This window comes from Halalkalibacter flavus (assembly GCF_036663575.1).
Lineage (GTDB): Bacteria > Bacillota > Bacilli > Bacillales > Bacillaceae_D > Halalkalibacter > Halalkalibacter flavus.
The window spans coordinates 120,782-133,575 of the sequence record NZ_JAWRVK010000001.1 but is presented as its reverse complement, the minus strand read 5'-3'; the positions used below and the strand labels follow the sequence as shown (position 1 = coordinate 133,575).

Genomic DNA, 12,794 nt, shown 5'->3' with positions numbered 1-12,794 from the left:
AGCGATCTTCTCAAAAAAACTCACGCCAATTACAACCAACACCAACAAAAACAAAATCACGACCCAAGAAAGGAGACTCCTACCATGCTTCCATACTACTCACTAACCGACCCATTCGAACCAAATCAATATGTAAAGCGCTGGCAAGAGGTCGAACGAAAGGCCTCAGCAAAAGGCTTCACATGGGCCACCTTGTACGAAAACTACGAAGACAATCAATATATGAGTGATTCTCTTCTTGTCGTTCCATCGTCTCTTGCTCGTGAAGTGGAGAATGCATCCCGTGCGGCGAACGATGTATTCAAAAAAACGTATGAGCAGATTATGAAGGACCGTTCGATTATACATAGACTTGGAATTTCTGTGTTCATGTGGGATTTGCTTCTAGCAGAAGGGAAGGGTGCTTTTTCTTATTTTACTAGATATGATTTTATTGCTTCAGCCAATGGCTTAAAGGTGATTGAAGCCAACACTGATACACCAGTAGGTATAGTGGAGTCGGCTGTTGCCCAGGAAATTCTTTGTCAGGAACACGGACAGCTTAACCCGAATGCACAGTTGGCTGCAAACGTTCGAAATGCGTGGAATCAGATCATAAGAGATTATCGAATTGGCAGCGCAGATACGCTGTACTTTACGTGCGCAGACTGGCATGACGAAGACAAACAGACAGTAAAATATTTAATGGATTTGTATCCACAGCAGGCAAAGTATGTTCCGCTTGAAGAGATCGTCGTTGGAAAAGAGGATGTCCAAACACCTGAAGGAGAAAAGATTGAGTTTTTGTATCGGCTGTACCCACTTGAGTACTTTTTGGAGGAGAAGAGTGGAACGGGCGAACGGATTGGTGAACAGTTTCTTGTTCATTTAATGAATGATAAATTGAAGATCATCAACCCTCCATCAGCACTTCTGATGCAGTCAAAAGCCATTCTTACGCTGATTTGGGAGAAAAAAGATGAATGGTATACGCGGATGGAGCGAGATGCCATTGAGAAGTACTTCTTGCCGACCTACGATTCGCTTGGTGATATGAATTCCTATGTAAAGAAACCTGTGCTAGGGCGTGAAGGTGGCGGAGTTCAGGTCGTATCAGGTGGTGCGGTGATCGATGAGGATGTTGATTACTATCAGGAGCAAGCAACTATTTATCAAGAGTACTTTCCGATGCCGGATCAGACAATTGATACATGGGACGGTCCGTATACAGGGAAGTTGTTGATCGGTTCGCATGTGATTAATGGCGAGCCGAGTGGACTGTTCTTTCGTGTAGGCGGACCGATTACAGGGAATTTATCGATGTTTGTAGCGTATACGACACGATAGTGCAAATAGGGGTCAGACCCCTCTGCACTTCTGCACGAAGCCACTGAAAAAGTCCTTTTTAGCGGATTCGGGGAAGTAGCAATGGCTCCACACGTTGCGCGCCTGCTATGAGAAAACCACTCATAGCAGGCTTTAAGACAAAGCAACGGTTCCGCTCATTGCTTAAAGGCCACTGAAAAAGGTCAAAACCGTACCTTTTTCAGTGGCCTGCTTCTGCACAGTACTAAAGAGGGGTCTGACCCCTAGAAAGGAGGTTCCGATGCATTTTTTTCTGAAGCTTAGCCTAGGCCTTATTCGAATGAAAAACGTCACATTATTTATTACTACAGCGGTCTTTATTTTACTTAGTACGGTCATCATGTATGCTCTTGAACCTGACAATTTCGAGAGTCTGTTAAACACGTTTTATTTCGTTATGACGACGTTCACAACAGTTGGCTACGGCGATTATTCACCGATAACGATACCAGCCAAGATCTATTCTGTGTTCATGTTCCTTATTGGAATTGGGTTGCTTGGGGTTGTCATTGGTAAGATTGTTGATGCATTTACGATATTTAGAAGGATGAGAGAGGAAGGGAGGCTGACGTATATGAACGAGAACCATGTTGTGATCATCGGATGGGGGAAAAAGTCTGAGTCGGCGGTGAAAGAAATACTCGATTCTGATGCAGAAGTAGAGGTGATCGTCATTGATGCCCTGCCAAAGGCACCGGAACTATTAATGAGTGACAATCGCCTTCATTACATACAAGGAGATCCAGCGTTAGAAGAGCCTTACGCAAAAGCAAACCTAACAAGTGCGAGTGCTGTGATCATTTTTGCCGATGATAACATACAAGAGCCTTCGCTCAAAGATGCGAAGTCACTGCTCGTTTCTATTACAGTGAGCCGTTTGGCACCAGATGTCCATACAACCGTCGAAGTCATGACAGAAAAAAACATTTCAAATTTCTCTCATGTTCAAGTCGATGAATTCATCCTCTCACAAGAGACGATTTCCCGATTAGCTGTCCGCTCAGCCCTTTACAAAGGCGTCAGCCAAGTGTACTCTCAGCTCATTAGTAGAGCACACGGGGAAGATCTTTATCAGATTCCTAAAAGGAAAGAGTGGGAGACGTATAACGATGCTTTTCAGGATCTACTAGCACAAGGAGCGACGTTGATTGCAGACCGGAACCACTTAGATATTAATCGACGGTTGGATGAACAGATCCCTGATGAGGCCGTGCTTTATATCATTTGTAATCGTGAGACGTATGAGAAGGTGAATGCCTCTGCGTTATAACACTAAAAAGGTATCGCCAATCCAAAAGAGCAGCGATACCTTTTCTATGTAAAAATCAATGCTTTATATGCGGAACAACTACACCGCGTTCATCCTTTAAAGAAACATGTAAATCTAGATCACCGTTGATGGAGGCAAAAAAGACATCCTTTCTATCTTTGACTCCTTGTTTCAATAATTGCTCTTGTAACCAGGTTTGATTTAACTTGAAATCCCTTAAGATATCAGAGTATATCGTTCCTTCAACGATGACCGGAAAAGCAATTGCAGAAGTCGGCGTTACAATTTTCATGTCTTCTATTGTAACGGGATATTTTTCAGGTCTTTTTAATACGCTCAACGCACCGTTTGGTTCAATCACTGCCGTTTCCACTTCACTGATGTCAAAGACGTCTTTTTCTCTCAGCATCTGAAGGATATTATCAATCGAATAACGTATGTTTTTGAGATTTTGATCGAGGAATTTTCCATGTTGAATGACAACCGTTGGCTCAAACGTAAGCAACCTCCCAACTTTACGATTGGTAACTTTCCAGTTGGTAATCACCCTTTGAAACAGAGCAATCGCAATGATTGCAATAGCCGTGGGGAGGTGTTTAATGCTAGGGTCAGCAATATCAGCACCAACGACAGCCCCTAACGTAATAATAATCAAATAATCAAATATAGGTAGCTCCCCGATGGCGCGTTTTCCCATATAAAGAGTAAGAAACAACAAAAGCGGTAAAATCGTAACGATTCTCCCTACCACCAAAAGGGAGTCTGACAGAAATTCAAACATTGCTTGCACCACTTTTCTTTATAAACGAGTCTGGTTTTTGAAAGTCTTCTCAAATTACTTTTTATGAACTAGTATTTTCATCAATGGAAATAATTATTTATTGCTTGGTTTGCAAATCAACGAACAAAACCCTCTCAAAAAACATATGGTAAACAAACGCCTAGATAGAGAGGAGAGCCATAAGTGCAACAACAATATGTAACGAGAACAGAACGGATCCCTGTTCAATTTCCCGCTCAGCATCAACCGTTTCACCCCGGATTTGAATGGATGATGGTGCCAAGGCCCATTGCAGAAGATCCGACCTACCGACCAACTGGCAAGTTACAAGGAAAAGTCGCAATCATTTCTGGAGGAGACAGTGGCATTGGAAGAGCGGTTGCGTACGCCTTTGCAAAAGAAGGCGCCAATATCGTGATCGTCTATTTAAACGAGCATGCTGACGCACTTGAAACAAAATCTCGAATCGAGCAAATAGGGAGAAGATGTCTCGCCATTGCTAGCGACCTTGGAGAGGAACAGACAAGTCAAGATGTTGTCGAGCAAACAATACGTCAGTTCGGCCGGATCGATATCGTCGTAAACAACTGTGCAGAGTCATATCCGCAAGAGCGAATCACAGACATTACATCGGAACAGCTTCTTAGAGTGTTTCAATCCAACATCTTTTCTTATTTTTATTTAACGAAAGCAGCTCTGCCTTACTTAACAAAAGGGAGTACGATTATTAATACGGCATCAGGTGTGGCCTATAACGGGCAGCAAGGCAATCTTGACTACTCAACAACAAAAGGGGCGGTTGTCACATTGACGAGATCTCTTGCTCTTGATTTAGTTAGAGAAGGCATTCGTGTAAACGGCGTTTCACCAGGACCTGTTTGGACACCGATTATCCCATCAAGCTTTCCAGCTGAACAAATGCTGAGCTTTGGATACGGGACACCGATGAAAAGAGCGGGCCAGCCTTTCGAATTAGCACCAGCTTATGTGTACTTAGCAAGTGATGAGTCTAGTTATGTCACAGGACAGATGATTCATGTCAATGGCGGGATGATGACGGGGAGTTGAAGAGCTTAATAAGTGCTTCGGACAGTAAATGGGGGAGTTCGGCCAGAATAGCGCCCCCTTCCGACAGAAAGCAGAAATCTCACACGTATTCAGCGCGTCATGTACCATGAAATCCACTCCAAAACGACAAGAAAGAGAGAATGATTTCATTAACGAGGTCCGTTTTGTCTATAAGCAGGTAAACTTCATTAATAATATAGATAAAGAATTATGTTATTCAATGGAGTGCTGCCGTACCTTCAATAAGCAATGATTGGTGTTATTACATCTTTTCTCTATCATGATACAATATAAGTAAATATTCTGGAGGTGACTAAAATGAAGTGGGAAGATGTGTGCCAAGCGTTTCCAGAACAGTGGGTTTTGATAGAAGCTATTCAAGCACATACAAATGAGAAAAGTGTGCGTATTTTGGATGAGATTGCCCCTTTGAAAAAGTTTTCTAATTCACCAGAGGCGATGAAAGCATATCAAGAACTTCATCGTAAAAATCCTAATCGAGAATTATATGTCCTTCATACTAGCCGTAAGGAGCCTAATATTATTGAGAAAAAATGGGTAGGTGTTAGGCGATAGTGAAAAAATTAGTTATTGAAGATGGTTTATTACTAACGAATATGGAACTAACATTTAAAGGACAATCACTTAATTTACAACGTGTATTGGTTGATACTGGGTCAGGAAGTACAGTTGTATCAACCGATTTGGCTGAGTCAATTGGTATTGTAGCTGAAGAAAATGATATGATATATCGCATAAGTGGTGTGGGAGGCTCAGAGTTTGTGTATTCTAAGATTGTTGATTCTGTCAAAATTGGAGATATGAAAACAGAAGATTTTGCATTAGAAATTGGTGCAATGAATTATGGGTTTGACTTAGATGGAATAATTGGACTGGATTTATTACAGAAAATGAAAGCAGTTATAAATATAGACAAGTTAACATTAGAAACTGATTTTTAAATGGGCAAGTGTAAAATACAATCTATACTTGCCTATTTTTTAAATACTGGCTATTACACCCCCTTCCGACAGAAAGCAAAAGTCACACACGCATTCAGCGCATCATGTACCATGAAATCCACTCCAAAACGACAAAAAAGAGAGTATGAGACACTCCTCACGCTCTCTTTTAACCGAAACACTTGCATTTTCCTAATCAATTACGGTCTCCCTGCATTTTCGGGCTTATTCCCGTTCCCGTTCCCGTTTCCTTTGCCTTGCTCCGCCCGCTCTTGTCCCTTCTGTTTCGCCTGCTCAGCTTTGCCTTGAGCATTTCCATTTCCTTTTGCACCATTACTGTTGTCTCTACCAGCACTCGCTCGGTTCCTAGCTTCCTCAGCGCGTTGCTTCGCTTTTTCCTTATTGTCTAACGCCTTTGTAATACCAGCTTTCGCTTGCTCTGGAAGGTCATCTCTATCAAGTAACGCGAGTAAATTTTCGCTGCGTTTCTCCATATTTTCATAAACGATTGATTCTACTTCAGAAACATCCTTACCGTTACCCTTCGCTACGGCTATGTTTTTTTCAATTTTCTCGATATGTTCGCTATAATCTTCTAATGACTTTTCGCCGGCATCTTCATTTCCAACTGCAAACATTTCTTCCGCTTCAAGCAATCGTTGCTCGGCATATTGATCTTCAAGAAGAGTTTTTTCACTAGTATCCTTGGTAAGTTCTATCGCTGTTTCTTCAATAATGCGAACCGTCTCATAAAGCTCAGATTCTGGACTAACGATTTCCCTTTCTTCATTTGCGTAAACAACTCCTGCTACCAATATGAAACTAACAGTTATTGCAATGACTATTTTTTTCATCCCGGATTCTCCTTTATTTTAATAGAACTCAATATGTCGCTTGAACTCTTTGATGTATTCTATATTTTCTTCATAGTCATCTACTGGTGTCATGAAGGTAAGAATGTTTACCCTTTGACCTTGCTGATCGATGTAAACATCGGTGCGTATGCTTTCCTTTCGTTCAGACTGAAAAGTAAAATAATTGTCTGTTTCTTCAATAATGTTTGATTTACCAACGCCAATCATAAGTTCTTGTTTAATTTCATCTAAGTCCTTATTTGACGTTAATACAGTGATAATGGCTTTTCCTTTCTCACTATGAAAAGTAACATTAATTTGCTCACCTTCTGATTGTTCCCCAAACTCCCAATTTGGCGTCTCGTAAACTCTTATGCCTCTATCCGTATGTTCATACATGATTACTTGTTCTTTTTCTATTTCTTCTATGTCTCCCTCAGGACCTGCAACTTCCTGATTATCTGAGCTGTTAGGAGTACTGCAGCCAGCTATCAGGAAAAGAGAACAGATCAAATATGAGAGGAGCGCTGTTAATTTAATTCTTTCTTTCATACAAAACTCCTTAATGGGCAGTAATTTCTATACATAGATTCTCGCCCTTGTATATGCAGTCCTGCCAGTTTATCTAAATCATAACTTTTTACATAATAGGGTCTATTAAAACTTTAAATCAAACATGGACATGTTGCACCTGCTTTTTGTTGGAAAGGAAAAATCTCTTCCTTACGATAGTCTATCATATTGTTCTTCTTGCTACATAAGCAACTATCGGACATTTTGACCAATTTATGATTTTTTAGCTTAAAGACCTATACTACTTAATATTAGATTCATAGGATACGAGTGAAAAGGAGGGATGCTTTTTGAATATGAAACGTATTCCAGATGAAGGGAAAGTACCATCATTAAAAGCCTCAAGTAAGATGAAAGAAGAAAAGAACACAGTAGCGCCCGAACAAACACAAAACACACGTAAACAAAATCCTAGTAAAATTCAAAACCAACTAGGAGAAAAGTGTGAAAAAATGGACGAGTCTGAGAGCTTTGAGGTCATTATTCACTTAAACTGTGATGCCAACAAGAATATGAAAAAATTAAGCAAAACTCTCGGAAAATCATTTCAACCGAACAAAGTGTTCAAGTATATTCATGCATTCTCTGCCAACTTAACAGCTAAACAAATCAAACAATTAGAACAGTATCAAGAAGTAGAGTTTATCGAAGAAAACACCAATCTTCATATAAACCTTGATACGGCTAACCAATGGTTTAGCACACAAAAGGCAAGAGAGGACTTTGACTTAACGGGTTCAGGAGTCACGATTGCCATTGTTGATACGGGAGTCGACAATGAACATGTAGACCTAAGTGGGAATAAGGTGACCGGTTGGCGAGATTTCGTCAACGGGAACGAGGATCCTTATGATGATCAAGGACACGGAACACATGTCGCAAGTATTGCTGCTGGAACAGGGGAGGCTAACAACCGCTATACCGGCGTAGCTCCAGAGGCATCCATTGTTGGGGTTAAGGTACTAGATCGAAACGGATCAGGCTCGATGACACAGATTATGGAAGGAATAGAATGGCTGATCGATCAAAGAGATAATCTGAACATACAAGTTGCCAACCTTAGCTTGGGCTCAACAGGAAGCTCAGATGGAAGAGATGCTTTATCACAAGTGGTCAATGCAGCTGTCGAACATGGAATTACAGTCGTCGTTGCATCTGGAAACTCTGGACCGAATCGATATACGATTGGAACGCCGGCCGCAGCGGCAAGAGCAATCACAGTCGGTTCGATGGCTGATGTTGGAGAAAGAGGGTTTTTTCTAAATGACTATTCTTCTAGAGGTCCAACAGCCGATGGGCGAACGAAACCAGATATCGTTGCACCAGGATACGAAATGACGGCTGCGAGAGCTAATTCAAGAACAGGCTATGCTACGTTCAGTGGTACAAGTATGGCTGCACCATATGTAGCAGGAACAGTGGCTCTCATGCTAGAAGCGCAGGGGGACTTAACGCCAGAACAAATCAAAAGCACGTTAGAAGAAACCTCGGAGGATTGGGGACAAGAAGGCAAAAACATTGATTATGGTTCTGGACGTTTACAAGGCTACCAAGCAGTCATGACGGCAGCGAATGAAAGAGGCGATCTGCCGGAAACCCCTAATCATGTTTCGGTCAGTGGCTCATTACAAAACCGTTCGCGAGACGTGTGGCAAAACGAAGTAAATGACCTGTCTTATCCTGTTTCGATTACAATGATCCAAGAAACAGAAAGAACGGACTTTGATCTATATGTCTATGATCAAAATGGATCATTGCTTGATTACTCGAATTCAACCACTAGGCAGGAACTTGTTTCATTTGTCCCGAGAAGGACAGGAACGTATTATATCGAAGTCTACAGTTATCGAGGCAGAGGCAATTACCATTTAGACGTTAGCGGCGGATAAAAAAGAAGCGATTGTAGTTATAACGGGTTCGGAACAGAAGGGGGAAACTTTAAATACCATGGCAATTGGAGACGGAAATCGCCCAGATTTCCGTCTGTTTTACTTTTCTTGATGTATCAGATGTTTTGATGGTTTTAACATGTAAAATAGCATGTAAGAGGTTTTCACAGCTTTATTCTTAGTGTTTAAAGAAATTACAGTGTGAAAAATAGTAAATGACGAGTAATTACGGTTTTGGTAATACTAAAAGTTGCGTTTGCATAGATGGAAGGTGGTCATGACAAACAATTTCAAAAATACCTGGTTTGTCGGCTGTGAAATCAACTACTGTAACCTCACCACGTTCCACTACAAAATCAATATCATAACCTGTAATCGTGGAATGATGCTGATTGCCATTCACACCTAAAATATGGAGTTCTACTTGTTCACCTTCATAAGCAACAACCAATCCTGGTTCCCAGCGATATGTTGCTACTTCCCAGCGACCATCTTCATCTGGCTCATTTAAAATATAGCCTCCGCCTTCAGGTAATGGTTCTTCAGGAAACGGTATGCTGTTTGTACCACCCTTTGGCTCAACAGCTGTCATGTGAATAATCCTTTTGTCTTTTTCCCCTTCCATTTTCGAAGTTGAATCACTACATGCCATCAAAGCTAGAGATAATACAAAAAGAACTGATACGAAACATACCTTTTTGAAACAAACGAAACGTGACATCATTGTTCACTCTCCCTTTTTCCTCAATTTAATAATCTTTCCTTTGTGCAAACTTATTGTACGAGGTAAACAAGTTATGTGTCAACTATCTCTTTTGGAAAAAATTAATAATATACAAACATGATTCTTTATAGGTGGTGGAAATTATAATAATCAAGGTGTGATTTGAAAGGGTTTTAGTAATGACTTTTATCTCTATTCGAGGGGTATATGGAAAAGGATAATTATTGTGGAGATCTTATTTGGGACTCACCGTCGTCTGGAAGAAGCTGAAAGTTTATTTAACAAAATAGTAGACAGTATTGCTCAATACTCTGATCATTTAGAAGTATGGAATTATTATGATGGTTATTTTGATATCAAAGTTATGACATTGGTGCGATAAACGAAGCTACCAACTTATCGGTGAGGATGTACGTATATTATCTAAATATGAAAAAAATGACAGATCCTATTTTTTCAATTGTGAAGATTGCACTTAAAGTAACGAGGATAGTTGAAAAAACGGGGAAATAAAATAACAATCAAAAAAAAGCAAACCCAATCTATATTACTGTTTGAGTTTGCTTATACTAAGTACGCATATTTTAATTATCCAGCCGATTATAACACCAATGAGGAGAAGGATTATAGGAGAAAAAATTGGTCCCAACAAGAATCCAAATATTTTCAAGGTGGGAGAATAAATAACGCCTATGGTTGATAGAAAAGCTGCAAACACAAAAGGTAAAAAGGAGAAGGGGTTCCTACCTCCTCCTGCATCACGGTAGGCATCCCATATAGCAAATATATAGATACATGGGTAAAACATTAACCATTGGTAATCAGTTAAATCAATAGCCTTTAACATATTGCCATGAAAGCTTTCAATAATAATTAAATTTAAATTAGCTTGTACGTTAATTAACAGCTCTAGAGATATGAAGACAATTCCTTTCATGAATTTCCCATTAAGAAATTGAGCAAACCCTGGTAGTGCTATACTCCATAACAATTTTTCAATTTTGGTTTCCATCTGATTTATACCAATATTGATTAGAAAAAATTCTTTTATTTATTGTTTGAGGTGGTTCTTCTAACCAACTATTATCAATCATAATGTTTACACCATCATTAGCGAAGCTGTATAAATTTGTTGATGATAATCTGGTTTGATGCTCTTCTATCATATACTCTCTCTCCTTATAACATCATTACTGTTATAATTTGTAATTTTTTATAATTTATTCCTAGCCTTAGAAACAGTTAGTTAGCAGAGCATTATGCTCTTGAGAGAATTAACGATAGTTCTTAATATAAGTTACTATTTGAAAAGAGAATCGTTTTTCTTATTAAAGTAACGCTTCTTTAGCTGAACAGGAACAGATGGAATAATATACCTTTAAAATAGTGGATTATCATGTCATTTTATGTTCAACCTAAAATAAGAACGTTTTAGGGAGGAATGCTCTATGCCAGAAAAACCTGCAATTACGTCATCAGAACTAGGTACGTTATGGCTTACATATCAACAAAAAACAATGACTTTACGAATCTTAGAGTATTTTATTGAGAAGGCTGACGACGAAAAAGCCAAGGAAATTATGACAAATTTATATGGAGGAATTGACCTTTATGTTGGTAAAATAAAAGAAATTTTTCAAAATGAAGGTGCTGTCATACCAGTCGGTTTTTCAGCTCAAGATGTTAACAAAGATGTGCCAAAATTATATGATAATGGTTTCGATATAATGTTTGTTCGTCTACTAAAAGAAATTAGTATGGCATTGCATTCATTAAATATAACGATGGCATATCGAGAAGATATTGTAATGATTTTTGATGAACTTACTGCCATTACTCAAAAGTATTACAATCTTTGCACACAATATTTGCTTGAAAAAGGGATGCTTGCTCGTCCTCCTTATGTTACTATGCCAACTTCAGTTGAATTTGTTAATGACATAAACTATTTAGGTGGACTCGCTATAAATCCATTTAGCGAAAAACGGACATTAAATACGGTAGAAGTTGCTCATCTTCATCATACAATTGAAACAAATTTGACCGGGATGCAGATGATTACAGGTTTTGCTCAATGTGCAAATGAACGAGAAGTAAAAAACTTCTTTAATGAAGGCGCAGAGCTTGCTAAAAGTATTATAAAAGAATTAAGAGAAACCTTACTACAAAATAATATACAAACGCCTGAACCGTCGGGTGGCAATCCAACCCGTTCAACGACGGCTCCATTTTCTGATAAATTGATGATGTATTGCACAAGTCTTTTTTGTAGTTTTGCGTTAGGTGGTAGCTCATTAGGAACTGCTTTTAGTTTACGAAATGATTTACCAGCAAAAATGGCTATTTTTATGAAAGATACCTTTGAATTTGCTCATAAAGGTGCAAAAATAATGATTAACAATGGTTGGATGGAAGAGCCGCCTCAGATGGAAGAACGAAAGCAAATAATTAATAAATAGTGTGAGGGATCAGACCCCTCGGTAGGACTTCACAGCATTAAAGTAAAGCTCTACTTGTTCGCTTCGGACAGTAAATTGCCTAGTTTTGAAAGAAAAGCTGTGTACTTGGATAGTAAATCTCATGTTTCCGACAGAATAACAGCCAGTTCCGACAGAAAGAGAAAAACCAACAAAAAAAAGAGAGCATGAGATAATCCTCATACTCTCTTCCAAAAAACTCATTATGAATCATTCACCGTACCTTTTCTTGCCCCCTAAGCTCCGCCACCAACACATACCGCTCTGGTGCCGCCCCAACGAAGTTAAATGGGTAACAAGTAGACACCGTCAACGTCGCACGCGGTCTCGGTACAATTACCGTCCGGTCATCCTCATCGACAATCCGTACTCTCCGCACTTTAAACTCAAACTCTCCTGCAGCCGTCCGAACGATCAACAGATCATTCTCACCAACTTCACCTAAGCGGCGGAAAACAGTATCGCGGTGCCCAGATAAGACGGAATTGTCATTCTCGCCGGGAAGGACGCTGCCGGCAAAATGACCGACGCCTTTTTCAAGCTCATCTTCATTAGTCCCGTGATAAATTGGCAAAGTCGCATCAAGTTTCGGGATGTACAGCTCGCCCATTAAGTCGCCAATTTGCGGGATGGCAGGGAATTCAGAAAAATCTTCCTCCAGGTCATCTTCCTCATCCATCACAGGCTCTAGTGGAGGTTCGGCCGACACAACCGTCTCACTCGCCGGACCATTTCCTGTCTTAAACAAAAAATATCCTTTTAAAAACGAATAAGCATTCGTACTCGAAAACCACAATCCTCCAACAATGAGAGCACTGCATAAGGAAAGAAGAATGAATCGCTTCATTCTTC

At 39.8% G+C, this 12,794-nt stretch carries 14 protein-coding genes; 7 read left to right on the top strand and 7 right to left on the bottom strand.

Features of this window, described 5'->3' with window-relative positions:
* The first annotated feature begins 84 nt into the window (after window positions 1–84).
* Together SAY88_RS00575 and SAY88_RS00570 are read left to right on the top strand one after the other, a co-directional pair.
* A complete protein-coding gene (locus SAY88_RS00575; RefSeq protein WP_332628516.1) occupies window positions 85–1,326 on the top strand; it encodes a glutathionylspermidine synthase family protein in 1,242 nt (413 codons plus the stop codon).
* 259 nt (window positions 1,327–1,585) lie between these two features.
* A complete protein-coding gene (locus tag SAY88_RS00570; RefSeq protein ID WP_332628515.1) occupies window positions 1,586–2,614 on the top strand; it encodes a potassium channel family protein in 1,029 nt (342 codons plus the stop codon).
* A 55-nt stretch (window positions 2,615–2,669) separates the two neighbouring features.
* On the opposite strand, the gene SAY88_RS00565 is transcribed toward SAY88_RS00570, so the two are convergent.
* Window positions 2,670–3,395, bottom strand: a complete 726-nt coding sequence (locus SAY88_RS00565; RefSeq protein ID WP_332628514.1) for a DUF421 domain-containing protein — start codon at window positions 3,393–3,395, stop codon at window positions 2,670–2,672.
* A 270-nt stretch (window positions 3,396–3,665) separates the two neighbouring features.
* Between SAY88_RS00565 and SAY88_RS00560 the strand changes: the two genes are divergently transcribed.
* The 3 genes from SAY88_RS00560 to SAY88_RS00550 all read left to right on the top strand — a co-directional run bounded on the left by SAY88_RS00560 (window position 3,666) and on the right by SAY88_RS00550 (window position 5,425).
* Entirely contained in the window at window positions 3,666–4,463 is a 798-nt protein-coding gene (locus SAY88_RS00560) for an SDR family oxidoreductase (protein ID WP_332628650.1), read from the top strand.
* Between the two features lie 318 nt (window positions 4,464–4,781).
* Window positions 4,782–5,039: a hypothetical protein gene (locus SAY88_RS00555; RefSeq protein ID WP_332628513.1), complete on the top strand. Its 258-nt coding sequence runs from the start codon at window positions 4,782–4,784 to the stop codon at window positions 5,037–5,039.
* Window positions 5,039–5,425: a retropepsin-like aspartic protease gene (locus SAY88_RS00550; RefSeq protein WP_332628512.1), complete on the top strand. Its 387-nt coding sequence runs from the start codon at window positions 5,039–5,041 to the stop codon at window positions 5,423–5,425. The genes SAY88_RS00555 and SAY88_RS00550 overlap by 1 nt, the downstream gene beginning before the upstream one ends.
* A gap of 200 nt (window positions 5,426–5,625) precedes the next feature.
* Here SAY88_RS00550 and SAY88_RS00545 read toward each other — a convergent pair whose 3' ends face one another.
* Entirely contained in the window at window positions 5,626–6,279 is a 654-nt protein-coding gene (locus SAY88_RS00545; protein WP_332628511.1) for a DUF5667 domain-containing protein, read from the bottom strand.
* An 18-nt stretch (window positions 6,280–6,297) separates the two neighbouring features.
* The gene (locus tag SAY88_RS00540) at window positions 6,298–6,831 is read right to left on the bottom strand and encodes a hypothetical protein (protein WP_332628510.1); all 534 of its coding nucleotides are present in this window, start codon (window positions 6,829–6,831) and stop codon (window positions 6,298–6,300) included.
* A gap of 317 nt (window positions 6,832–7,148) precedes the next feature.
* Between SAY88_RS00540 and SAY88_RS00535 the strand changes: the two genes are divergently transcribed.
* A complete protein-coding gene (locus SAY88_RS00535; RefSeq protein WP_332628649.1) occupies window positions 7,149–8,741 on the top strand; it encodes a S8 family serine peptidase in 1,593 nt (530 codons plus the stop codon).
* Window positions 8,742–8,967: 226 nt separating this feature from the next.
* On the opposite strand, the gene SAY88_RS00530 is transcribed toward SAY88_RS00535, so the two are convergent.
* The 3 genes from SAY88_RS00530 to SAY88_RS00520 all read right to left on the bottom strand — a co-directional run bounded on the left by SAY88_RS00530 (window position 8,968) and on the right by SAY88_RS00520 (window position 10,631).
* Window positions 8,968–9,465: a cupredoxin domain-containing protein gene (locus SAY88_RS00530; protein WP_332628509.1), complete on the bottom strand. Its 498-nt coding sequence runs from the start codon at window positions 9,463–9,465 to the stop codon at window positions 8,968–8,970.
* Window positions 9,466–10,012: 547 nt separating this feature from the next.
* Complete coding sequence (locus SAY88_RS00525) at window positions 10,013–10,477, bottom strand: hypothetical protein (protein WP_332628508.1); 465 nt, start codon at window positions 10,475–10,477, stop codon at window positions 10,013–10,015.
* The gene (locus SAY88_RS00520) at window positions 10,461–10,631 is read right to left on the bottom strand and encodes a hypothetical protein (protein WP_332628507.1); all 171 of its coding nucleotides are present in this window, start codon (window positions 10,629–10,631) and stop codon (window positions 10,461–10,463) included. The genes SAY88_RS00525 and SAY88_RS00520 overlap by 17 nt, the downstream gene beginning before the upstream one ends.
* 282 nt (window positions 10,632–10,913) lie before the next feature.
* Between SAY88_RS00520 and SAY88_RS00515 the strand changes: the two genes are divergently transcribed.
* Window positions 10,914–11,924, top strand: coding sequence for a DUF3231 family protein (locus SAY88_RS00515; RefSeq protein ID WP_332628506.1), 1,011 nt, complete (start codon window positions 10,914–10,916; stop codon window positions 11,922–11,924).
* A 232-nt stretch (window positions 11,925–12,156) separates the two neighbouring features.
* Here the strand turns inward: SAY88_RS00515 and SAY88_RS00510 are convergent, their stop codons facing one another.
* Window positions 12,157–12,789 carry a class D sortase gene (locus SAY88_RS00510; RefSeq protein ID WP_332628505.1) on the bottom strand — a complete coding sequence of 211 codons (633 nt, stop codon included), beginning with the start codon at window positions 12,787–12,789 and terminating at the stop codon, window positions 12,157–12,159.
* Window positions 12,790–12,794 lie beyond the last annotated feature (5 nt).

What these genes read in the sequence shown, in the direction of transcription:
- SAY88_RS00540 (WP_332628510.1), bottom strand. Translation starts at nt 6,831, where the DNA reads ATGAAAGAAAGAATTAAATTAACAGCGCTCCTCTCATATTTGATCTGT.
- SAY88_RS00535 (WP_332628649.1), top strand. Translation starts at nt 7,149, where the DNA reads ATGAAACGTATTCCAGATGAAGGGAAAGTACCATCATTAAAAGCCTCA.
- SAY88_RS00545 (WP_332628511.1), bottom strand. Translation starts at nt 6,279, where the DNA reads ATGAAAAAAATAGTCATTGCAATAACTGTTAGTTTCATATTGGTAGCA.
- SAY88_RS00555 (WP_332628513.1), top strand. Translation starts at nt 4,782, where the DNA reads ATGAAGTGGGAAGATGTGTGCCAAGCGTTTCCAGAACAGTGGGTTTTG.
- SAY88_RS00510 (WP_332628505.1), bottom strand. Translation starts at nt 12,789, where the DNA reads ATGAAGCGATTCATTCTTCTTTCCTTATGCAGTGCTCTCATTGTTGGA.
- SAY88_RS00525 (WP_332628508.1), bottom strand. Translation starts at nt 10,477, where the DNA reads ATGGAAACCAAAATTGAAAAATTGTTATGGAGTATAGCACTACCAGGG.
- SAY88_RS00575 (WP_332628516.1), top strand. Translation starts at nt 85, where the DNA reads ATGCTTCCATACTACTCACTAACCGACCCATTCGAACCAAATCAATAT.
- SAY88_RS00560 (WP_332628650.1), top strand. Translation starts at nt 3,666, where the DNA reads ATGATGGTGCCAAGGCCCATTGCAGAAGATCCGACCTACCGACCAACT.
- SAY88_RS00565 (WP_332628514.1), bottom strand. Translation starts at nt 3,395, where the DNA reads ATGTTTGAATTTCTGTCAGACTCCCTTTTGGTGGTAGGGAGAATCGTT.
- SAY88_RS00570 (WP_332628515.1), top strand. Translation starts at nt 1,586, where the DNA reads ATGCATTTTTTTCTGAAGCTTAGCCTAGGCCTTATTCGAATGAAAAAC.
- SAY88_RS00520 (WP_332628507.1), bottom strand. Translation starts at nt 10,631, where the DNA reads ATGATAGAAGAGCATCAAACCAGATTATCATCAACAAATTTATACAGC.
- SAY88_RS00515 (WP_332628506.1), top strand. Translation starts at nt 10,914, where the DNA reads ATGCCAGAAAAACCTGCAATTACGTCATCAGAACTAGGTACGTTATGG.
- SAY88_RS00530 (WP_332628509.1), bottom strand. Translation starts at nt 9,465, where the DNA reads ATGATGTCACGTTTCGTTTGTTTCAAAAAGGTATGTTTCGTATCAGTT.